The organism is Amycolatopsis sp. NPDC051102 (assembly GCF_040682815.1).
Taxonomy (GTDB): Bacteria; Actinomycetota; Actinomycetes; order Mycobacteriales; family Pseudonocardiaceae; genus Amycolatopsis.
The window spans coordinates 44,269-65,722 of the sequence record NZ_JBFBBT010000025.1 but is presented as its reverse complement, the minus strand read 5'-3'; the positions used below and the strand labels follow the sequence as shown (position 1 = coordinate 65,722).

Genomic DNA, 21,454 nt, shown 5'->3' with positions numbered 1-21,454 from the left:
GGCAAAGGCAGCAGGAGGGTGGACCCGATGGTCGTCAAGTTCGTACGGGACGAGACCGCGGAAACAGCGGCGGAGGACGCGAGCACGCTCAACGAGCTCCCGACCCCGCCGAAGCAGTTGCTCGACCGGCACGGCGCCCGCGTGCTGGACCCGGCGACGGCCGTCGTCGCGGCCGGGCAGCCGGCCCCGCGCACGACGGTGTACCGGCCGGGCGTGTTCCTCCTGCCCCAGCGGTACCTGCGCGACCCGGAGACGCTCTCGGCGATCAACCGCGTGCTCGCCCGCATCGGCCTCTACGCCGCCCCGGCCGGCGGCGACAGCAAGGAGCTCGCCCGCTCGCGGCAGCTCGACGACCTGCCTGTCCGCGCAACGCTGCACGTGCGCGAAGACGCCGACCCCGTCGTCGTCGACTGCTGGAAGGCGCTGCAGCTGCTGCGGTCCGCCGCCTCGGGGGAAAAGCCGGAACTGGACCCGGAGATCGTCCGGGAGATGTCGGCCGAGCACCTGCTGTTCACGACGCCCGTGTTCGGCGGGGTGCCGTGGGAGACCAGCGGCCTCGGCGGCACACCCTGGGAGACCAGCGGGTTCGGCGCGGGCAGCTCGTACGGGCGCACCCACGGCGCCAACCGGATCCCGGTGACGCTGTCCGCGGCCCCGCCGTACCGCAGCGAGAAGCCCGCCCACCGGCGGCCGGTGATCGCCGTGCTCGACACCGGCATCGGCCCGCACCCCTGGTTCGGCATGACCGACCGCTCCGGCCCGCCGCCGGCCGGCTCGGGGCTCGCCGTCGCCCCGGACATCCAGGCCGCGATCCTGCAGGCCGAGCTCGCCGTCGGCAGCACCCTGCCCACCCAGCTGCTGAACGGCTACTGGGACGCGCCGTCGACCGGCCAGCCGCTGATCGGCGACGTCGACACCGACACCGGGCACGGCACGTTCATCGCCGGCATCATCCGGCAGGCCTGCCCGGAGGCCGACACCCTGGCGATCCGCGTCGTGCACAGCGACGGCGTCGCGTACGAGGCCGACGTGCTGCTCGCGCTGCACCTGCTCGCCGACCGCGTCCGCACCGCGCAGGCGGACAACCGCCCGCAGGACCTGGTGGACATCGTCTCCATCTCGATGGGCTACTACGTCGAGGACCCGGCGGACGTCGCCTTCACCGGCCAGTTCGGTTCGGTGATCGCCGAACTGCTCGGCCTCGGCGTGCTCGTCGTCGCGGCCGCGGGCAACGACGCCACCACCCGCCGGTTCTACCCGGCGGCCTTCGCCGACCAGCCGCTCGGGCCCGGCTGCGGCCCGCAGGTGATCAGCGTCGGCGCGCTGAACCCCGACGTCGCCGCGAGCAAGGCGCTGTTCTCCAACGAGGGCCCGTGGGTGCGCTGCTGGGCGACCGGCGCCGGCGTCGTCAGCACGTACCCGACCGACGTCCGCGGCAGCGCGGCCGCCGACCACGAGGTGCCGGGCTTCGGCCGCAACTCCTTCGACCCGGACGACTACAGCGCCGGCTTCGCGGTCTGGGACGGGACGTCGTTCGCCGCGCCGCTCGCCGCCGCCGAGCTCGGCAAGGCCCTGCTGCAGTCGGGGGACCTCGCCACGGCCGACCGCGAAACCGGCGTCAAGCGGGCGTGGGCCGCGCTGGGCTCGCTGTGAACGTGGCCAAGACCGACCACGGCCGCGTGGCGGCCCTGTTCGGCGCGGCGCGGGATGGCGACCGCGCGGCGCTGGACGAGCTGGTCGCCCTGCTCACGCCGTTGCTCTGGCAGGTGGCGCGTGACCAGGGCCTCGACGCCGACCAGGCGGGTGACGTCGTGCAGACGGCGTGGCTGCGGCTGCTCGGTTCGTTCGCGGAGATCCGCTCGCCGGTCGCGCTGACCGGCTGGCTGATCACCGTCACCAAACGGGAGGCCTGGCGCACGGGGGAACGCCGCCAGGTCGAACGGCCGCTGCCGGAGCTCCCGGAGCGGCTGTCCGAAGCGTCACCGGCACCCGAGGAGCGGGTGCTGCGCGACGACCAGCGCGCGCGGTTGTGGCGCGCGGTGGACAACCTGCCCGAACGCTGCCGCAGCCTGCTGCGGATCGTCGCGTTCGTGCACCGGCCGGACTACGCCGAAGTCGGCGCCCGGCTGGGCATGCCGAGGGGGAGTATCGGCCCGACCAGGGGACGCTGCCTCGCGCGCCTGCGCGAGCAGCTACTCGCCAACGGCGAAGGAGATTGGCTGTGATGACCGTCGAACCACCAGGCGCCGACGAGCCCTTGGACGAGCTCGACTTCCGGCTGCTGGCCGGCGTGCGCGAGCTGTGGGAAGACGCCGACCCGATGCCCGCCACGCTGGTGGACCAGATCCGGTTCGCGATCCAGCTGGAGGACGTCGACCTGGAGGTGATGCGCATCCGCGAGCAGGAGGGGCTGGCGGTCACCCGCAGCGCCGCCGAACAGGGCCGCCTCATCACGTTCGACAGCGAAAGCCTGACGATCATGGTGAACGTGAGCCCGGAGCAGGGCGGCACGATCCGCCTGGACGGCTGGCTGACACCCCCGGCCGAGCACCCGATCGAGGTCCGCACGGCGAACGGCCCCCTGACGACGACGTCGGACGAGGAGGGCCGGTTCGCGGTGAGCGGCGTACCGCACGGGATGGTGCAGGTGCTGGTCCGCACCCTCGGCCGGACGAGGACGGTGAGCACGCCGGCCATCGAACTCTGAATTCGCGGGATTCGCGTCAGCTGCCTGGTACCTCTGACTCGGAGGTACGATCCGGGGCGTCCTTCCCCGGCCGAAAGGGCAGCCCGTGGTCGCGTCCCCGAAGGTCGAAGACCGGGTCAGGGAGCTGCACCGGCGTGCGGTCGCGGCGACCAACGACGGCCAGCCCGTCGTCGGCGGGCGGCTGATCCGCTCGGCCGCGCGGCTTCTCGGCCTGCCCGCCACGGAACCTCCGCCCGAGTGGCCCGCCTGGCCGGACCTCGCGACGCGCGTCCTCGGCACGTACGCGGCCGTCGAAACCGCGCTGGGCAACAGCGCCCGCGGGCTGGCGCTGCTCGACGAGGCCGACGCGCTCGTGTCGGACGCCGGGCGCGGGATCCTGCGCCAGCAACGCGGGCTGGTGCTCATCCTGATCGGCCGGATGGACGCGGCGCTGACGTGCTTCGACGAGGCGATCCCGCTGCTGCGGCAGGCCGGCGAGCACGTCGTGCTCGCCCGGACGCTGCTCAACCGCGCGATGCTGCACCAGTACGCCGGGCGCGTCCGGCTCGCGCTCGCCGATCTCGACCAGTGCGAGCAGATCGGCGCCGGCCACTCCGGGGAGGACGGCCTGGCCCGGATCTTCGCGAAAGCAGCGCACGGCCGCGGCCAGGCGCGCGTGCTCACCGGCGACATCCCGGGCGCCCTGCGCGACTTCGACGCGGCGAGCGGGTTCTACGCCGAGCAGAGCGTCGGGATGCTGCCCGTGCTGGCCGTCGACAAGGCGCGGGCGCTGCTGGCCGCCGGGCTGCCGCACGAAGCCGCCGCCGAACTGGACGCGGCGCTGGAACAGTTCCCGCGGCTGCGGATGAACCAGGAACACGCCGAAGCCGAGCTGACGCGGGCGCTGGCCGCGCTGGCCGGCGGCGACCCGGCGGCCGCGCGGAGCTGGGCCGGCCGGGCCGAACGGCGGTTTCGCCGCCGTGGCAACGAAACCTGGGCGGCGGTTGCGCAGCTGACCGTGCTGCGCGCGGACTTCGCGGCGGGACGGCGGATCGCCCGGGTCGGCGCGGAGGCGACCGCGCTCGCCGACCGGCTCACCGGGCTGGGCCTGCGCAACGACGCGGAAATCGCGGCGCTGCTGGCCGCGCGGGCCCGGATCGCGCTGGGCGACCTGGACGGCGCCCGCGCCGGGATCGCCCCGCGCGACCGCCGGACCGCGCCGCTGGAGAACCGCCTGGTGCGGCGGCTCGCGCTGGCCGAACTCGGGGCCGCGAGCGGGCACCGGCGTGTGACGTTCGCGAACGCGCGGGCCGGGCTGGCGCAGCTGCAGCGGCACCGCAGCCGGTTCGGCAGCGTCGACCTGCAGACCGGGACGACGTCGCTGGGCAAGGAACTCGCCGCCGCGGGGCTCGCGGCCGCGCTCGCCCAGCGTTCGCCCGGGGTGGTGTTCCGCTGGCTCGACCGGTCGCGCGCCCAGGCGTTCCGGTTCCGGCCGGTGCGGCCGCCGTCCCACCCGGAGACCGTCGACGCCGTCGCCGAGCTGCGCTTCCTCTCGATGCAGATCCGCGCGGGCGAGCTGTCCGGGAAGCCGGACACCCAGGCCGCGAAGCGGTGTGCCGCGCTGGAACGGGAGATCCGCGCCAAGGGCTGGCAGGCCGAAGGCGCAGCCGCCGAGCACTCGGAAGCGAAGCTGCGCGAGGTCGGCGACGAGCTCGCGGCGACCGGCAGCGCGCTGGTGTGCTTCCTCGCCGACCGCGGGACGTTGTGCGCGCAGGTGATCGCGAACCACCGGGTGGCGCTGGTCGAACTCGGCCCGGCGTCGGCCGTCGCGGAGCCGGTCGCGCGGCTGCACAGCGACCTCGACGCGTTGTGCGGGCGCCAGCTGCCGCCGCAGCTGGACCAGGTGATCCGCCGGTCGGTGCGGACGCAGGTGACCGCGCTCGACGCGATCCTGCTGGCCCCGCTGGCTTCCCGGCTCGGCGACCTCGACGTCGTCGTCGTGCCGACCGGCGGGCTTTCGGCGATCCCGTGGGGGCTGCTGCCGACGTTGCGCGGCCGCCCGGTGACGGTCACGCCGTCGTCGTCGGCGTGGCTCGACGCGGGCCACCGGGCCGGCCGGGCGACCGGGGCGCCGCTGCTCGTGGCGGGTTCCGACCTGACCCACGCCGAGGCGGAAGTCGCCCGGCTGGCGTCGCTGTACCCGGACGCCGAGGTGCTGACCGGCCCGGACGCCACGGTCGCGGCCACGCTCAAGGCGTTCGACGGCTGCCGCCTGGCCCACTTCGCCGCGCACGGCCACCACGAGCAGGAAAACGTGCTGTTCTCGCGGCTCAACCTGGCCGACGGGCCGTTGATGGCCTACGACGTCCAGCAGCTGGCGACCGCGCCGGAGCAGGTGGTGCTGTCGTCGTGCGACGTCGGTCAGGCGGTGGTCCGCGCGGGCGACGAGGTCCTCGGCTTCACGGCGGCGCTGCTCTACGGCGGCAGCCGCACGGTGGTCTCGAGCGTGGCGCGGGTCGACGACCGGACCGCGGGCGGCGTGATGCTGGCGTTCCACAAGGCGCTGTCGGTGGGCACGCCCCCGGCGCGGGCCCTGGCGGACGCGGCCCAGTCGGAACCGCTGATGCCGTTCGTCTGCTTCGGCCGCAGCTGACACTCTTTTCGACGTCTGTCGATCTCGCGGGTTGCTTTGCGGTGATCGATCGCATCCCGGCGCATCCCCGCGGGGCAGGTGGGCATCTTTCCCGGTGAGTCCAGTCGATCACGGAACACGGGAGGATGACCATGAAGCGAACTGGCACCGCGCTGATCGCCGGGGGTCTGCTGGCCGGGGGGCTGGTCCTGGCGGGCGGGACGGCGAACGCCATGCCGAGCGATCACCCGTGCGGGGCTTCGGACGTGCGGGTGACCGTGACACCGGACCCGTCGAACGCTGCCGGGCACGAGGCTTACGTGCTCACCTACACCGCGGCGTCGCCGAACACGAACTGCAAGCTGGAGGGCACGCCGACGGCGGTGTCCTTCCTGGCCGGCGGGCAGCGGCTGCCGGTCACGGCGAGGCCGGACGGCAGCGAGGCGCTGCCGGTGAACCTGCGCGACGGCCACCCGGCGGTGTCCCGGATCGTGCAGCGCGCGGCCGCCGCGCCGGCCACGCCGGACTTCGTCACGTTCGACCTGCCGACCGGGCCGTACGGCCAGCCGGTGAGCGTCGCGTGGCCCGCGGGGGCACCGCTGAAGGGCGACACCGTCGCCGTCACGCCGGTCAGCAGCTGAACTTCGAGAGGGGAACTCACATGAAGCGCATCTTGATCGGGCTCGGCACGGTGGCGGGGGCGTTCGCGCTGGCGGCGTGCGGCACGTCCGCAGCGTCGACGCCGGCCGGGGGTGGGGCGGCCGCGGTTCCGGCCGCCGGGGCTCCCGCTGGGGGCGGCGTGGCTGTGGCTTCGGCCGCCACCCCGCGGTGCACCACGGCCGACCTGGCCGTCTCGCTGGGCAAGCCCGCGGAGAAGACCGGTGCACCGGGGCAGTTCGACGTGCCGCTGACGTACCGGAACACCTCGGACCACACGTGCGCCCTGCACGGCGTCCCGGGCGTCGACCTGGTCGGCCCGGACGACCCGACGTTCGGCCCGGTGTACCACCTGCCCCGCGTCGACAACGGGGTCAAGAACAACGAGGTGACCTCCGGGACGACGGCTTCAGCGACCATCACGGTGCTGACCCCGTCGGAAGGCGGGGCGTCCTGGACGCCGGCCAAGCTGACCACGATCCCGCCGGGCCAGACCCGGCCGCTGAGCGTCGAGTGGCCGTCCGACCTGCCGGTTCTCCGCCAGGACGCGGCGACCCACCCGGGCTCGTACGTGAACGGCATCCTGGCCGATCCGGCCTGACCCGTCACTCGATCGAGTGAAGCCCAGGGCCGCGCGTCATTCCCGGCGCAGGGTTCCCTCTTCCTCGGTGCGGCGGTAACCGGCCGGCACGCCCCCCGACTGGCCGGTTACCGCTGCGAGTTTCCTACTCACGGTGGAGCGGCACGGCGGAGTCCGTCCTTTGGGTACTGCTTCGGCTCGCGCGGAGACCGCACCTTCGAAGATCCGGGCCGGCGTGCCCGCGGCTAGCGTCGGAAGCCGTGACGGTCGAACAGTGGGAGTCGGTGCGCGCGGCCCTGCCCGAGGCCGGCGGCCGGTTCGCGGACCTGCTGACCGGTGTGCCGGACCCGCACCAGAGGTCGCTGGGCGAGTGGTCGATCGCGGAAACGGCAGCCCACGTCGGCATGATCGCCCTGATGTACACGGCGATGATCCGCGGCGACGGCGGCCCGCTCCCGCTGCCGGGCCTGGCGGACCCGATCGACGCGGTGAGCGTGGACTCGATCGCCGGGCTGAACGCGCTGGCCCTGGAGCTGTACCCGGAGCGCAACCCGCTCCGCTTGGCCGAGCGCCTGCGCGCCGACATCGCCGAGGTGCTGGTGGTGAGTGCGGACCTCGACCCGGGGAAGCCGGTGTGGTGGCTGGGCGGTTCCCGGGTCCCGGTGGCGGGCGTCCTGGCGCACCTGGTCAACGAGCTGCTGATCCACGGCCTCGACATCGCCCGGGCGGCCGGGCAGCCGTGGCGGATCCCGGCCCGCCTCGAGGCTATGTTCGTGGAGTTGTTCCTGTTCGGCATGGTTTCGGGCGGCACGGGCCACCTGCTCGACGACGCAACGCCCTCACCCCGCCGCATCGCGGTGGAGTTCCGCTCGGCGTACACGCGACCGGCGGTACTGGCCCTGCAGCACGGACAGCTGCGGTTGGAGAAGCCGGACGGAACGGCCGACGTGCGGCTGCGGTTCGACCCGGCAGTGCTGGTGCCGATGATGTTCGGCCGGATATCGAAGCTGCGGGCGGTGTTGCTCGGCGGGGTGCGGATCGGCGGCCCGCGGCCGTGGCTGCTGCCGGAGTTCCTGCGGACCGTCCGGATGCCTTAGTCCGGCACGCCTTGGTCCAGCACGTGTACGCCTTGGTTCCGCACGCCTTGGTCCAGCACGTGTACGCCTTGGTTCCGCACGCCCTGGTCCAGCACGTGCACGCCCACGCCCTGGTGCAGCACGCCGCCGGGCAGCACCCACCCTCCCGGGGGTTCCGCCCCGCGCCCAGCGTATCGGCGCCGCCCGACGAAAAGCCGCGAAAGAACCGAGACTCGGCCTCGTTGTCCACATCACGGCCAAGCTGTGGACAACCCCCTCCGGAGCACCACATTCGTTGGCCCATGGGGCTCGGCGGGCCGCGATTCCCGCAGACGGATGCCTTAGTTCAGCACGCGGAACGTCAGGTGCGTCGCGTTCGGCGTCTCGTGCACCGCCGTGCGTTCCAGCTTCACGTGCTCGCCCACCTCGGCGTCGAACAGCCGGACCCCGGCGCCGAACAACAACGGCACCACGTGCAGGCGCAGCTCGTCGACCACCCCGGCCAGCAAGAATTGCCGCAGCGTCGTGCCGCCGCCCATCAGGACGACGTTCTCCTCGCCTGCCGCGGCTTTCGCCTGCCGCAGCGCGCTTTCCACGCCGTCGGTGACGAACGTGAACGTCGTCGGGCCCTTGACCACCGGTTCGTGCGGGCGGTTCGTCACCACGAACACCGGCTTCTTGAACGTGCCGTCGTCGCCCCAGGGGTCGACGCCGACGTCGAACATCGACCGGCCGACCACGAACGCGCCCGTGCCGTCGAACAGCTGCGCCGCGAGCGCGCCGTCGGCGTCGGTGCCCTCGAACATCCACTCGTGCAGCAGGTCGCCGTCCTTGCCGAGGCGGTGCTCGGTGCTGGTGTCCGGGCCGGCCACGATGCCGTCCGCCGAAACGCTGATCTCCGCGATGACTCTCCCCATGGGCCGCCACCTTGCCACCGGATCAGGCGGAAGACCAGCCGTCGCCCCACTCGGCGTCGCGGGCCGCGCGGTACCGCGGGCCCTGCTTCTTCGAGACCGCCACGCCCGGCTTCAGCCCTTCCGAACTCGTGCACAGGTCCAGCGCCACCCACCCCTTGTGCTTCTTCGGGTGCCGGATGATCCGCGCGTCCGGCCGGTCCGGTTCGATCCGGGACGCGACGACGTAGGCGTACTTCTCGTCCTCGAACCCGAGCGTGCCCGCCTTGAGCTTCCGGTGCAGGCCCGATCGCGGGAGGCGGGCGGCGAAGTGGCACCAGTCCTCGCCCGGCACGATCGGGCACGCCGCGTCGTGCGGGCAGGGGGCGATCACGTGCAGGCCGAGGGCGATCAGCTCGGCCCGCGCCGCGCGGATCCGCTCGTAGCCCGCCGGTGTGCCCGGCTCGATCAGCGCGACCGCGCCGGCCTTCGCCGCCAGCCACCGCACGACGTCCGCGCGGCCCGCGTCCGGCAGCTCGCCGAGCACGTACGACAGCGTGACGAGGTCCGCCTCGGGGGCCGGTGCGGCCGGGTCGACGAACCCGCGTCGCCACTCCGCGTCCCGGACCGCCGCGAGACCCGCCCCCGCGGCGAGCCGCTTGCCGAGGCCGATCGCGCTGGCCACCTGCTCCAGCACGGTGCACTTCGTCAGCGACGGCCACACCCCCGCGGCGGCCCACACCGCCGCACCGGTGCCTCCGCCGACGTCTATCTGCGTACGCGGCTCGAAGCCGGGAGCGCGTGAAGCGGCTTCGGCGAGCACAGCGTGTACAGCGGCGTAGGTCGCTGGCATCCGGTAGCCCGCGTACGCGGCGACGTCGGCTTCGGAGCTCAGGATCGGCGAAGCCGCGGCGTCGCCTTGGCGGTAGCGCGCGCTGAGCCGGTCGACGGACTGCGTCAGCCGGGCCACCGGGTGCCGGGCCAGCTCGGTGTCGAGGGCGGCGGAAAGATCGTCGGGGAGAACGGCCACGGGTGTCGATTCTCCCCTGTCCGGATTGTCCACTCGGACCGGCCCTGAGCTGCTAGTTTTCCGCCCGGGAAGTTTTTCGGCGCCGGCTGTCGATCCGGCGGCCGGCCGTTCGACGCGTAGGCGAAGGCAACGAAGGGAGACCGCGATGCGGTTCATGGTGATCGTCAAGGCGAACGAGGACTTCGAGGCGGGCAAGGGCCCCAGCGCGGAGCTGCTGGAGCAGATGGGGAAGTTCAACGAAGAGATGGTCAAGGCCGGCATCCTGATCGCCGCCGAAGGCCTCACCCCGAGCTCGCAGGGCGCGCGGGTCATCTTCTCCGGCACCGAAGAGCCCAAGGTCGCCGACGGTCCGTTCGCCGAGACCAAGGAGCTCGTCGGCGGCTTCTGGATCCTCCAGTGCCGCGACCGCGAAGAGTGCATCGAGTGGATCAAGCGGATGCCCAACGAGGACGGCCACGCCGGCGAGGTCGAGATCCGGCGCGTCGCCGAGCCGGCCGACTTCGAGAACATGACGCCCGAGGTCGAAGCCCTGGAGGGCCGGCTGCGCGCGCAGAGCGCCGGGCAGGCGTGATGCGGTTCCTGGTGATGGTCAAGGCCAGCCCCGAGTCCGAGGCACCCGGCTTCCAGCCCAGCGCCGAGGATCTGGCCGAGATGACGAAGTTCAACGACCGGCTGTTCAGCGAAGGCCGGATCGTGCTCGTGGACGGGCTGACGTCGAGCGCGGAAGGCGCGCGGGTCGTCTTCGACGGCGAGGCCGAGCCGAAGGTGATCGACGGGCCCTTCGCGGAGACGAAGGAACTGGTCGCCGGGTTCTGGGTGCTGAACGGCGAGTCGCTGGAGGACGTCGTCGCGCTGATGAAACAGGCGCCCAACCCCGGGGCGAAGAGCGGCGTGCTGGAGATTCGCCCGATCAGCGAGTAGCGGGTTGCACCGCGCGGGATCACCCTGTCTGATGGCCGGGTGACGGTTGCGGACACCCGGAGAACGGTCGAAACGGTCTGGCGGATCGAGTCGCCGCGGCTCATCGCGGGCCTGGCCCGGATGGCCCGCGGTGACGTCGGTCTGGCCGAGGAACTGGCGCAGGACGCGCTGGTCGCGGCGCTGGAGCAGTGGCCGGAGTCCGGCGTGCCCCGCAACCCCGGCGCGTGGCTGATGACCATCGCCAAGCGCCGCGCGGTCGACCAGTTCCGCCGCAACGAGCGGTACGCGGAGAAGCTCGAGGAAGTCGGGCGCGACCAGCGGCTGGGCGACGGCGTCCTGCCGGACTTCGACGCCGCGCTCGACGACCACATCGAGGACGACGTCCTCCGCCTGCTGTTCGTCGCCTGCCACCCGGTGCTGAACACGCAGGCCCGGGTGGCGCTGACGCTGCGCATGCTCGGGGGCCTGACCACCGACGAGATCGCGCGCGCCTTCCTCGTCCGCGAATCGACGATCGCCCAGCGGATCGTCCGGGCGAAGAAGGCTCTCTCGGCGGCGAAGGTGCCGTTCGAGGTCCCGGAGGGCGACGAGCGCATCGCCCGGCTGTCGTCCGTGCTCGAGGTCATCTACCTGGTGTTCAACGAGGGGTATTCGGCCACCCGCGGCGACGACTGGATGCGGCCGGCGCTGTGCGAGGAGGCGATGCGGCTCGGCCGCGTGCTCGCCGGGCTGATGCCGGGCGAGTCGGAGGTCCACGGCCTGGTCGCGCTGATGGAGCTGCAGGCGTCCCGCGCGAAGGCCCGGACCGGCCCGAACGGCGAACCGGTGCTGCTGCTGGACCAGGACCGCTCCCGCTGGGACCGGTTCCTGATCCAGCACGGCCTCGCGGCGCTGACGCTGTCCGAGGAGATCGCCGAAGGCGCGTACGGCCCGTACTCCGCGCAGGCGGCGATCGCGGCTTGCCACGCGCGGGCCCGCACGGCCGAGGAGACGGACTGGGTGCGGATCGCGGCGCTGTACGAAGGTCTCGGCAAGCTGCAGCCGTCCCCGGTGATCGAGCTGAACCGCGGGGTCGCGGTGGCGATGGCGTTCGGGCCGTCGGCGGGCCTGGAAGTGGTCGACGCGGTGCGGGAAGAACCCGCGTTGAAGGACTACCACCTGCTGCCCAGCGTCCGCGGCGACCTGCTGCAGAAACTGGGCCGGCTCGAGGAGGCCGAGCAGGAGTTCCGGCGTGCGGCGGAGCTGACGGAGAACACCCGCGAGCGCGCCCTGCTCCTGGACCGCGCGACGGCGGTGAGCCGCTAGCGGTCCCGCCAGGCGAGCGGCGACAGCGTCAACGCGGCTTCGGCGATCTTCCGCGCGGTCTCCGTCTTGAGGCCCTTCTGCGCGGATTCGATCCACTCGCCGACCGGGCGTACGCCGATATCGCGGTATTCGAGCGCCTGCAGCAGCATCTCCAGCTTGTCGGCGTCCTTGGCGCACAAGGCTTCCGCCGATTCCCGCGTCTCGTATTCGTCGACGGCGTCGCGCACCAGCTCGCGTGACCGCGACGGCAGCGCGGCCGTCTGGTCGGCGGTGATCTGCCGCGGTTCCGGCTTGCGCAGGTAGTCCCCGGCCGTCAGCGGCAGGTCACCCGTGCGCGTCTCCTGCGTGTCGTGCCAGAGCGCGAGGAACGCCGCCCGCTCCGGGGCCGCGCCCTCCTCCACCGCGATCAGCGCCGCGAGCTGGGCGGCGCGCAGGCTGTGCTCGCCGACCGATTCCGGGTCGCGGACGCCCGCGTGCCACCAGCCCGACCGCCGGATCCGCTTCAGGAGCCCCAGTTCGTAGCCGAAGGACGCCAGTGACTCGCTCATGCCGCCCAGCCTAGGGCGACGGGACCATCGCCGTCAGGATCGTCGCCTGGAGCAGGGAGATCACCCCGACCACCGCGGTGAGCAGCAGCGACCACAGGAACGTCTGCCGCAGCAGCGAGCCCTCCTTGCCGCTCTGCCCGATCGCGGTCGCGCCGATCGACAGGTTCTGCGGCGAGATCATCTTGCCCATCACGCCGCCCGAGGTGTTCGTCGCGCCGGCCAGGATCGGGTTGAGGTTCAGCTGCTGCGCCGAGATCACCTGCATCGGGCCGAACAGGCTGTTCGTCGACGCGTCCGAACCGGTCAGGAACACCCCCAGCCAGCCGATGTAGGCCGAGAACAGCGGGAACACCGCGCCGGTGGTCGCCAGGGCCAGGCCCAGCGTCTGCGTCGCGCCCGAGTAGTTCATCACGAACGCGATGGCCAGGATCATGAAGATCGTCGCCAGCGCCCAGCGCATCTGGAACAGCGTGCTGCGGTAGGTCTTGAGCAGCAGGCCAGGCCGCGCGCCCATGGCGAACCCGGCGATCACCGCCGCGATCAGGGCGACCGTGCCCGGCGAGAACAGGAAGTCGACGGTCAGCGTCGCCGCGTACGGCGTGTTCTTCGCGGTGATCGGCGGGTGCTGCACGACGTGGTTGTGCAGGCCCGGCCAGGCGAAGACCCAGTCCGCCTTGTGCAGCAGCTTGGTCAGGTCGAGCCAGGCGGGGAGGTTCTTGAAGATCGTGCCGATCCGGGACAGGAAGATCGCCAGGATCAGGATGATGTAGGGCATCCACGCGTACAGCGCGCCGCGCTCGGCCTGGGCGGCGCCGAGGCTCTTGGCCGGGACGGCTTCCTCGCCGTCGAAGCGCCACACCGCCGCGGGCTGCCAGAACCGGGTCAGGATCCACAGCGCGGCCATCGCGGTGAGCGCGGCGAGGACGTCGACGAGGCTGGCGCTGATGTAGTTCGACACGACGAACTGCATGGCCGCGAAGGCGAGCCCGGCGGTCAGCACGGCCGGCCACACTTCGAGCATGCGCTTCCAGCCGGCCAGCACCACGACCAGGAACGCCGGGATGATCAGCGCCAGCACCGGGACCTGCCGGCCGACGGCGGCCGAGAACAGCTCGGTCGCCTGGTCCTGCTTGAGGTGCATGATCGGCGCGGTCAGCCTGCCGAGCACGATCAGCGGGTTGCCCAGCCCGCCGAACGCCACCGGCGCGGTGTTCGCCAGCAGCGCCAGGACCACGGCCTTGACCGGCGGGAACCCGAGCGCGGCCATCATCGCCGCGGTGATCGCGATCGGCGACCCGCCGCCCGCGACGCCTTCGAGCAGCGCCCCGAAGCCGAACGCGATGAGCAGTGCCTGCAGCCGCCGGTCTTCGCTGAACCCGGCGAGTACGCGCTTGATGGCGTCGAACCGGCCGGTGGCGACCGTGACGTTGTGGAAGTACACGGCGTGGAAGGCGATCCACGCCACCGACCACACACCGAACACGACACCCATCGCGGCGGAGCCGAAGGCCAGCGCGGCTGGCATCCGGTACAGCAGCAGGGCGACGCCGAGCGCGGTGACCAGCGCGAGCGCCGCCGAGAGGTGCGCGGAGAAGCGGATCACGCCGAGCGAAACCAGCAGCACGATGATCGGCAGCGCGGCGAGCAGCGCGGACACCCACAGTCCGCCCGCCGGCTGGTAGTCCTGGATCCACGTCACGATCGGCTCCTTCGCCGGTTTCGGTGATCAGGCCGGCCGGCCGCGGACGTACCCGAGCCGGAGGGAAAGGGCGGCGGCGGTCCCGGCCACGGAGGCCCCGAGCTCGTCGAGACGGCGCAGCACCCGCGGCGCGGGCCCGGCGATGCTGATGGCGGCGATCGGCCGCCCCGAGTGGTCCCGCACGGCGGCCGCGACGCACCCGACGTCGGGCTCGTTCTCGACCTCGTCGATCGCCCACCCGCGCCGGCTGGTCTTCGCGAGCTCGTCGAGCAGCCGGTGCGGATCGCTGATCGTCTTGAGCGTCAGCGGATCCAGCTTCATCCGGCGGACGCGTTCGAGCCGGTCGGCCTCGGGCAGCGCGGCGAGCCAGGCCTTCCCGAGGGAGGTGGCGTGCTGCGGCCGCCGGGTCCCCAGCCGGCAGGCGAGGGTGACGGCACTGGCACTGCGTTCGGTGGCGACGTAGACCATGGTGTCGTTGTCCGGAACGGCGAGGTAGGTGGTCTCCCCGGACCGTTCGGCGAGCGAGGCGAGGTACCGCGGCGCACACCGGTGCAGATCGGTGGCGGCCATCGCCCGCGCCCCGAGCTCGACGAGCCGCGTCCCGAGCCGGACCCGCCCGGTGACCTGGTCGGCTTCGAGGTACTCGAGGTTCTTCAGGGTGCCGACGATGCGGTAGGCGGCACTGCGGGAAAGCCCCAGTTGCCGCGCGATCGCATTGGTGGAAATCTCCTGGTGCCGGCCGACGTGCTCCAGCACGGCAAGTCCGCGTTCGAGAGTCCCGCTTTGTTCCAGCCCGCGCTCCGGTCCCACGTTGCCCTCCGTTGGACAGTTTCCCGCTCAGCGGTACGCCTTTCCGCTGGCTGGGGTTGGACGGTAACACCTCCGATGTATCTGCGGAAGATCTTGTATTTTTTCGCAACAATGCCGGTAGTTGTGGATGCTAATTGGTTCAACATCCGATGGTTAAGTTTCCTACCTATGGCGGTTGCGCAGCTGTGAGCGGCGGCGATCGACGGGTTCGACGAGGGTTTTGTTCATGTGTGTGAATGGGTCGGTGGGGTTGTCGGCAGGGTGTGGGCAATGTGGACAAACCGGCTCGGGGCGGCGTTCTTTCGCCGTTGTTGTCGGTCCGCGCCGATACGCTGGACCCGGAGGGCGCCCCCGCGGGATGGGACCACTTCGGCCACCACTCACCCGGCCTCACGCGGCGAGCCCCCGGGCCCGAGCCGGCACCCGCTCAGAGTGCAGCCGCCGCCCGAACCTCTTCGAGCGCCCGCCGCGCCGCCTCCCCAAACTCCCCGCCTTCCGCGCCACTCCACCGCTCGTAGGCGACCGTCATCGCCAGCGCCCCCAGTTCCGCTGCCACCCGTGCCTGCAGCTCCGGCACCCCGCGCCCCCGGAGCGCGTCGCTCATCGCCGCCGTCAGCGCGAGTCCCTTCAGTGCCTCCCGCTCCCGCAACTCCGGGTGCGCCGCGATCACCGATCGGCGTAACACGCTGAACTCCCGCCGCTCCGCCGTGAACGCCTCCCGTCCCACCGCCTCCATGGCGAAACCCACCGCCTCGAGCGGGGCGGCGTCCTCCGGGGCGGCGGCCACCGCATCGGAAAGCACGCCGGCCAGCGTGCTGCCACCGAAGAGCACCTCTCGCTTGTCCTGGAAGTGCCGGAAGAACGTGCTCTTCGTCAGCCCTGCGCGCTGGGCGATGTCGATCACCGTCGTGTTCTCGTACCCGCGCTCCGCGAACAGCTCGAGGGCGGCCCGGCTCAGCCTCTCCGGGGCGTTCGGTTCCCAGCGGCCCATGAGATCCAGCCTACGGCACTTGGTCCCGTCAACGGGTGTACGGTGACGGGACCAAGTCCCATCACTGAGGAGGTTCCCATGAGCCGAGCCGTCGTCTACGAGAAGTTCGGTGGTCCCGAGGTGCTCGAACTGCGAGACGTCCCGGAGCCGCACGCCGGCCCGGACGAGGTGCGCGTGCGCGTCACGGCCGCCGGCCTGAACCCGATGGACTGGGCGCTCGCCGCCCGGCCCGAGGCTGCCGCACGCTTCGGCATCACCCTCCCGTCCGGGTTCGGGTACGACTTCGCCGGCGTCATCGACGAAGGACCGGGCGCCGGCGGTCGCGTCCACGGTGGCGCCCTCGGGCGGGCCGTCGCCGACTTCGTGGTCGTCAAGGCGTCCGAGGTCTTCCCCACCCCGGACGGCGTCAGCGACGAAGTCGCGAGCACGCTCCCGGTGGCCGGCTCCTCCGCGGCCGCCGCGCTGGCCGCGGCCGGCGTGGGAGCGGGCGATACCGTCCTGATCGGCGGCGCGGCCGGCGGCGTCGGCATTTTCGCCGTCCAGCTCGCGAAGCTCGCCGGTGCCACCGTCATCGGCACCGCCGCCGAGGGCACCTTCCCGTTCCTGCGCGAGCTCGGCGCCGAGCCCGTCACCTACGGGCCGGGCCTGGCCGACCGGGTCCGGCACCGAGGCGTCACCGCGGCGCTCGACCTGTTCGGCACGGAGACGGCGGAGGCCGCGCTGGAACTCGGCGTCCCGCCGGAGCGGATCGCCACGATTGCCGCCGGCCCCACCCCGCCCGGCGGGGTACGGGCCACCGGTGGCATCGACGCCGAGCCGGGCGCCCTGGCGAGGATCGCCGACGCGATCGCCGCCGGTGAGCTCACCGTGCCCGTCGCCGCCGTCTTCCCGGTCGAACGGATCCGGGACGCCGTCGCCCTGCAGGCCGGGCGGCACGTGCACGGCAAGGTCGTCGTGACCTTCTAGAGAGCGCGGTCACGGACTCAGGAAAATCACAGCGCCCGGCAGGCAGCATCCAGCCGGTGTCCCTCCGAAGTCCCCTCCGTACCCGCGCGTCCGTGGCCGCCGGGCGGCTGACCGCCTGGCTGTCGCGCAGCTCCGGGCTCGGCCGCGGTGGCATGATCGGTGGCCGCGTCACCTTGGCGCTCGATCCGCAGGCCCTGCGCCGCCTCGGCCGGGAACGCACCGTCGTGCTCGTCACCGGTACCAACGGCAAGACCACGACGTCCCTGATGCTCACCCGCGCGCTGGAAACCCTGGCCGAGGTCGCCGCCAACAGCGACGGCGCCAACATGCCCGACGGCATCCTCGCCGCCCTGACCGCGCGGCCCGACGCGCCGTACGCCGTGCTCGAAGTCGACGAGACCTACCTGCCCTGGGTGGCGGACCAGGTGCAGCCCGCCGTGCTGGTGCTGCTCAACCTCAGCCGCGACCAGCTCGACCGGGTCGGCGAGGTCCGCGCCACCGAACGCGACCTGCGAGCCGCCATCGCGAAGCTGCCCGGCACGGTCGTCGTCGCGAACTGCGACGACGTCCTCGTGACGTCCGCGGCGAGCGCGGCCGCGAAGCTCGTGTGGGTGAGCACCGGCCGCCGCTGGACCGGCGACTCGACGGCGTGTCCGCGCTGCGAAGGCCGCGTCGAAACCCACGAACGGCACTGGGGCTGCGAGTGCGGGCTCGCCCGGCCGGAGCCCGGCTGGACCCTGGCGGGAGATCTTGTGCGCACCCCCGGCGGCCGCGAGGTCGACCTCGACCTGCGGCTGCCCGGCGAGGTGAACCGCGCGAACGCCGCGCTCGCGCTGGCCGCGGCGCACCGGCTCGGCGTGCCGCCGCACACCGCCGCGGCGCGGCTGCGGACCATCACCGACATCGGCGGCCGCTACCGGACGATCCGCCGGTCGCGGCACTCCGTGCGGCTGATGCTGGCGAAGAACCCGGCCGGCTGGGTGGAAACCCTACGCGTCCTGGACGAGGACACCCCGGTCGTCGTCGCCGTCAACGCCCAGGAGGCCGACGGCCGCGACCTGTCCTGGCTGTGGGACGTGCACTTCGAACGGCTCCGCGGGCGCCAGGTCGTGGTGACCGGCGACCGCGGCGCCGACCTCTCCGTCCGGCTCTGCTACGCCGAGGTCGCGCACTGGGCCGAGCCGGACCCGGTCACCGCGATCGACGCGCTGCCACCCGGCGCCGTCGAACTCGTCGCCAACTACACCGCGTTCCGCGAGCTGGTCGGCAGGTTGCCCGGTGGCTGACTCGATCGTCCACATCGGACTGCTGTTGCCCGAAGTACTGGGCACCTACGGTGACACCGGCAACGCGCAGGTGCTCGGCAAGCGGCTGCAGTGGCGCGGGCTCGACGCCGAGGTGGTGCCGGTCGGGCTCGGTGACCCGGTGCCATCCACTTTGGACCTCTACTTGCTCGGCGGCGGCGAGGACGGCGCGCAGGCGCTGGCCGCCGCGCACCTGCGCAAGTACCCCGGCCTGCGGCGGGCCGTCGCGGCCGGCGCGGTCGTGTTCGGCGTGTGCGCCGGCCTGCAGGTGCTCGGCACCCGCTTCCGCGGCCTCGACGGCGTCGACCACGACGGCCTCGGCCTGCTCGACGTCACCACCGAACCCGGCCCGCAGCGCGCGGTCGCCGAGCTGGTCGCGACGCCGTCACCGCTGCTGGACGGGGAGGCCCTGACCGGGTTCGAGAACCACCTGGGCGTCAGCAAGCTCGGCAGCGGCAGCGAGCCGCTCGGGCGGGTCGTGCGCGGCACCGGCAACGGCGACGGCACCGAAGGCGCGGTCACCGACCGGGTCGTCGGCACCTACCTGCACGGCCCGGCGCTCGCCCGCAACCCCGCGCTGGCCGACCTGCTGCTGGCCTGGACGATCGGGCACCCGCTCGGCCCGTTGCCCCTGCCCGAGGTCGAGCGCCTGCGCGGCGAACGGCTGGCCGTCCCGCGGCGCCGCCGAGGCGCGTGACGCGGTGGCGACGAGCGTGCCGCGGCTGGTCGGGCGGGGCGAGACGCTCGCTCGTGGCTACGCTGCGTTGGTGAAACTCGGCAGGGTGATCGCCGCGACCGGCGTCCGGATGCGCACCACCGCGGTGGCGGTGTTCGCGCTCGCGCTGGCCATCGCCGCCGCGGGCGTGGTCGTGGTGTTCCTGCTCGAGGAGTCGCTCGACCGCAGCGTCACCGAGAGTGCCCGCAGCACCGGGCGGCAGGTCGCCATCCAGCTCGTCCGCGAAGGCGCGCGCGACCTGAGCGCCAGCGACGTCGCCAGCACCGGCGACACCGAGGCCGTCACGCAGGTGCTGGACGCGCGGGGCACGCCGATCGCGAGCGACCCGGCGATCGTCGGGCACCCGCCGCTGACCACGGCCCGGCCGGCGGTCGGGCAGGAGACCATCGAAACCCTCCCGCTGGGGCTCAACGGCGACAGCGACGACTACCGCGTGGTGTCGCAGGAGGTGAACGGGCCGGGCGGGCCGTTCACCGTGATCTCCGCGCGTTCCCTGGAACCGGTCACGGAGGCGTCGACGCGGCTGGGGTTGCTGCTCGGGCTGATCGCCGTGCCGCTGCTGGCGACCTCCGGGCTCGCGGTGTACCGCGCGGTCGGCTCGGCGCTGCGCCCGGTCGAGCGGATGCGCCGGACCGTGGCGGAGATTTCGACGCGCGACCTCGCCGCGCGCGTGCCGCTGCCGCCGGGCGGCGACGAGGTACATCGCCTGGCCGTGACGCTCAACGAGATGCTCGCGCGGCTGGCGTCGGCGCAGGCCGCGCAACGCCGGTTCGTCGCGGACGCCAGCCACGAGCTGCGCTCGCCGCTGTCGACGATCAGCACCGCGCTCGACGTCTCCGGGCGGCACCCGGAAAGCACCGGGGACCTGGTGCCGGTGATCGGCCGCGAGACCGCGCGGCTGCGCGAGCTCGTCGACGACCTGCTGATGCTGGCCCGCACCGACGACGCGACCGACCGGCCGCAGCGCACCGAGGTCGACCTCGACGACATCGTCCGCGCCGAAGCCGAGCGCGTCCGCGGCGAGAGCACGGTGGACGTCGAAGTGCGCGCCGGCCCGGCGAAGGTGCACGGCAGCGAGGCCCAGCTGCGGCGGGCGGTGCGCAACCTGGTCGACAACGCCCGCGGGCACGCGCGCTCGCGCATCCGCGTCAGCAGCGCGGTGCGCGGCGATCTCGCCGTCGTCGAGGTCAGCGACGACGGCCCCGGCGTCGGGCCGGCCGACCGCGAGCGGATCTTCGAACGGTTCGTCCGGCTCGATGCGTCGCGGCAGCGCGGGCACGGTGGTACCGGGCTGGGCCTGCCGATCGTGGCCGGTATCGCGGCGCGCCACGGCGGCCGGGCGCGGTACGCCGCGTCGGAGGAGCCGGGCGCGCGGTTCGTGATCGAGCTGCCGGTGATCGAACTGCCGAAGGAGGAGTAGTGCGCCTGCTGATCGTGGAAGACGAGCGCGAGTTCGCGGAGACGCTGCGGCGCGGGCTGGTCGCCGAAGGCTTCACCGCCGACGTCGCGCACACCGGCCGCGAGGGCCTCTGGCGGGCGACCGAGCACGCGTACGACGTCGTCGTGCTCGACATCATGCTGCCCGAGCTGTCGGGCTACGAGGTGCTCAAACGCCTGCGGGCGGCGGAGAACTGGACGCCGGTGCTGATGCTGACGGCGAAGGACGGCGAGTACGACGAAGCCGACGCCTTCGACCTCGGCGCCGACGACTACCTCTCCAAGCCGTTCTCGTTCGTCGTGCTGATCGCGCGCCTGCGGGCGTTGCTGCGCCGCGGAGCGCCGGCGCGTCCGGCCGTGCTGGAGGCGGGCGACCTGCGGCTCGACCCGTCCGCCCGGACCGTCCACAGGGGACAGAAGCGGATCGAGCTGACCGCGCGGGAGTTCGGGTTGCTGGAGTTCCTGCTGCGGCGCGCGGGGACGGCGTTGTCGAAGAACGAGATCCTCGGCCACGTCTGGGACGCGCACTACGACGGCGACGAGAACGTCGTCGAGGTGTACATCGGGTACCTGCGGCGCAAGATCGACGCGCCCTTCGGCACCCACACCATCGAGACGGTCCGCGGGGTGGGCTACCGGCTGGTGGACGTTACTCGATCGTGACGTGACGGCCGTTTACCGGAAATTGGTTCCGCTGGCCGTTCCGGCATTGCGCCGTTTGCCTCCCCGGGTTGCCGCGGATTGCCCAATCGTGCGTGCGAACCGGTGAAAAATACCGTGTCGCGACCGCCGTGCGCATGATCCGCCCGGTTGCTACGGTGGGCAACCCACCCGCGATGAGGAAAGCGATGACGGAATCGCCACCACTTTTCCCTGCCCTCGGCGAAAATGCGCCGGAACCCGCCGGGAAATCCGTTTCCCGGCTCCGCGCCGCCGACGCCATCCAGGCGGCGACGGCCCAGTTCGGCGTGGTGACGGGTCAGACCCCGCACGCGGTCACCGGCATCCGCAGCCGCGGCGACGGGGGCTGGTCGGTGCTCGTCGACGTCGTCGAGCTGGCCCGGATCCCGGACTCCACCAGTGTGATGGCCACCTACCGGGTGGACATCGACACCGGCGGCGAGCTCGCCGCGTGCGAGCGCCTGCGGCGGTTCACGCGGGGCGCCACCGATTCCTGAAAGGA

At 72.8% G+C, this 21,454-nt stretch carries 22 protein-coding genes; 16 read left to right on the top strand and 6 right to left on the bottom strand.

From position 1 onward, the window contains the following. Positions 1-27: 27 nt before the first annotated feature. From AB0M93_RS41415 to AB0M93_RS41385, 7 genes are all read left to right on the top strand, one after another. Positions 28-1,653, top strand: a complete 1,626-nt coding sequence (locus AB0M93_RS41415) for a S8/S53 family peptidase (RefSeq protein ID WP_364285013.1) — start codon at positions 28-30, stop codon at positions 1,651-1,653. Between the two features lie 2 nt (positions 1,654-1,655). Next, positions 1,656-2,225, top strand: a complete 570-nt coding sequence (locus AB0M93_RS41410; RefSeq protein WP_364285011.1) for a sigma-70 family RNA polymerase sigma factor — start codon at positions 1,656-1,658, stop codon at positions 2,223-2,225. Next, positions 2,225-2,707 carry a hypothetical protein gene (locus AB0M93_RS41405; RefSeq protein WP_364285009.1) on the top strand — a complete coding sequence of 161 codons (483 nt, stop codon included), beginning with the start codon at positions 2,225-2,227 and terminating at the stop codon, positions 2,705-2,707. The genes AB0M93_RS41410 and AB0M93_RS41405 overlap by 1 nt, the downstream gene beginning before the upstream one ends. A gap of 85 nt (positions 2,708-2,792) precedes the next feature. Then, positions 2,793-5,339 carry a CHAT domain-containing tetratricopeptide repeat protein gene (locus AB0M93_RS41400; RefSeq protein WP_364285007.1) on the top strand — a complete coding sequence of 849 codons (2,547 nt, stop codon included), beginning with the start codon at positions 2,793-2,795 and terminating at the stop codon, positions 5,337-5,339. Between the two features lie 131 nt (positions 5,340-5,470). Then, positions 5,471-5,959 carry a DUF4232 domain-containing protein gene (locus AB0M93_RS41395; protein ID WP_364285005.1) on the top strand — a complete coding sequence of 163 codons (489 nt, stop codon included), beginning with the start codon at positions 5,471-5,473 and terminating at the stop codon, positions 5,957-5,959. Between the two features lie 20 nt (positions 5,960-5,979). Further along, positions 5,980-6,576, top strand: a complete 597-nt coding sequence (locus AB0M93_RS41390; protein ID WP_364285003.1) for a DUF4232 domain-containing protein — start codon at positions 5,980-5,982, stop codon at positions 6,574-6,576. Between the two features lie 239 nt (positions 6,577-6,815). Then, positions 6,816-7,652, top strand: coding sequence for a maleylpyruvate isomerase N-terminal domain-containing protein (locus AB0M93_RS41385; RefSeq protein WP_364285001.1), 837 nt, complete (start codon positions 6,816-6,818; stop codon positions 7,650-7,652). 320 nt (positions 7,653-7,972) lie between these two features. On the opposite strand, the gene AB0M93_RS41380 is transcribed toward AB0M93_RS41385, so the two are convergent. Both AB0M93_RS41380 and AB0M93_RS41375 read right to left on the bottom strand, forming a co-directional pair. Next, positions 7,973-8,548, bottom strand: coding sequence for a dihydrofolate reductase family protein (locus AB0M93_RS41380; protein WP_364284999.1), 576 nt, complete (start codon positions 8,546-8,548; stop codon positions 7,973-7,975). Positions 8,549-8,570: 22 nt separating this feature from the next. Continuing rightward, positions 8,571-9,554: a small ribosomal subunit Rsm22 family protein gene (locus AB0M93_RS41375; protein WP_364284997.1), complete on the bottom strand. Its 984-nt coding sequence runs from the start codon at positions 9,552-9,554 to the stop codon at positions 8,571-8,573. A gap of 145 nt (positions 9,555-9,699) precedes the next feature. Here AB0M93_RS41375 and AB0M93_RS41370 point away from each other — a divergent pair, with 145 nt between their 5' ends. The 3 genes from AB0M93_RS41370 to AB0M93_RS41360 are packed head-to-tail and all read left to right on the top strand — an operon-like array spanning position 9,700 to position 11,780. Continuing rightward, the gene (locus AB0M93_RS41370; protein WP_364284995.1) at positions 9,700-10,125 is read left to right on the top strand and encodes a YciI family protein; all 426 of its coding nucleotides are present in this window, start codon (positions 9,700-9,702) and stop codon (positions 10,123-10,125) included. Next, a complete protein-coding gene (locus tag AB0M93_RS41365; RefSeq protein ID WP_364284993.1) occupies positions 10,125-10,475 on the top strand; it encodes a YciI family protein in 351 nt (116 codons plus the stop codon). The genes AB0M93_RS41370 and AB0M93_RS41365 overlap by 1 nt, the downstream gene beginning before the upstream one ends. 39 nt (positions 10,476-10,514) lie before the next feature. Beyond that, positions 10,515-11,780 (top strand): RNA polymerase sigma factor, encoded by a 1,266-nt coding sequence (locus AB0M93_RS41360; RefSeq protein WP_364284991.1) that lies wholly within the window; start codon positions 10,515-10,517, stop codon positions 11,778-11,780. Here the strand turns inward: AB0M93_RS41360 and AB0M93_RS41355 are convergent. From AB0M93_RS41355 to AB0M93_RS41340, 4 genes are all read right to left on the bottom strand, one after another. After that, positions 11,777-12,328: an HD domain-containing protein gene (locus AB0M93_RS41355; RefSeq protein ID WP_364284989.1), complete on the bottom strand. Its 552-nt coding sequence runs from the start codon at positions 12,326-12,328 to the stop codon at positions 11,777-11,779. The genes AB0M93_RS41360 and AB0M93_RS41355 overlap by 4 nt on opposite strands. A gap of 10 nt (positions 12,329-12,338) precedes the next feature. Then, on the bottom strand, positions 12,339-14,027 hold the full coding sequence (locus AB0M93_RS41350) for a lactate permease LctP family transporter (protein WP_364284987.1): 1,689 nt from the start codon (positions 14,025-14,027) through the stop codon (positions 12,339-12,341). A gap of 27 nt (positions 14,028-14,054) precedes the next feature. Continuing rightward, positions 14,055-14,837, bottom strand: coding sequence for an IclR family transcriptional regulator (locus AB0M93_RS41345; RefSeq protein ID WP_004562351.1), 783 nt, complete (start codon positions 14,835-14,837; stop codon positions 14,055-14,057). Between the two features lie 427 nt (positions 14,838-15,264). Continuing rightward, positions 15,265-15,828 carry a helix-turn-helix domain-containing protein gene (locus tag AB0M93_RS41340; protein WP_364284985.1) on the bottom strand — a complete coding sequence of 188 codons (564 nt, stop codon included), beginning with the start codon at positions 15,826-15,828 and terminating at the stop codon, positions 15,265-15,267. Positions 15,829-15,906: 78 nt separating this feature from the next. Between AB0M93_RS41340 and AB0M93_RS41335 the strand changes: the two genes are divergently transcribed. The 6 genes from AB0M93_RS41335 to gvpO all read left to right on the top strand — a co-directional run bounded on the left by AB0M93_RS41335 (position 15,907) and on the right by gvpO (position 21,449). Beyond that, a complete protein-coding gene (locus tag AB0M93_RS41335; protein ID WP_364284983.1) occupies positions 15,907-16,794 on the top strand; it encodes an NADP-dependent oxidoreductase in 888 nt (295 codons plus the stop codon). A gap of 92 nt (positions 16,795-16,886) precedes the next feature. After that, positions 16,887-18,080: a MurT ligase domain-containing protein gene (locus AB0M93_RS41330; RefSeq protein WP_364285136.1), complete on the top strand. Its 1,194-nt coding sequence runs from the start codon at positions 16,887-16,889 to the stop codon at positions 18,078-18,080. Continuing rightward, a complete protein-coding gene (locus AB0M93_RS41325) occupies positions 18,073-18,795 on the top strand; it encodes a glutamine amidotransferase (RefSeq protein ID WP_364284981.1) in 723 nt (240 codons plus the stop codon). Before AB0M93_RS41330 ends, AB0M93_RS41325 begins: the two co-directional genes overlap by 8 nt. Positions 18,796-18,865: 70 nt before the next feature. Further along, on the top strand, positions 18,866-20,254 hold the full coding sequence (locus AB0M93_RS41320; RefSeq protein WP_364284979.1) for an ATP-binding protein: 1,389 nt from the start codon (positions 18,866-18,868) through the stop codon (positions 20,252-20,254). Then, positions 20,254-20,934 carry a response regulator transcription factor gene (locus AB0M93_RS41315; RefSeq protein WP_093953491.1) on the top strand — a complete coding sequence of 227 codons (681 nt, stop codon included), beginning with the start codon at positions 20,254-20,256 and terminating at the stop codon, positions 20,932-20,934. Before AB0M93_RS41320 ends, AB0M93_RS41315 begins: the two co-directional genes overlap by 1 nt. Positions 20,935-21,119: 185 nt before the next feature. Continuing rightward, positions 21,120-21,449 (top strand): gas vesicle protein GvpO, encoded by a 330-nt coding sequence (gvpO, locus tag AB0M93_RS41310; RefSeq protein WP_364284977.1) that lies wholly within the window; start codon positions 21,120-21,122, stop codon positions 21,447-21,449. The last annotated feature ends 5 nt before the right edge of the window (positions 21,450-21,454 follow it).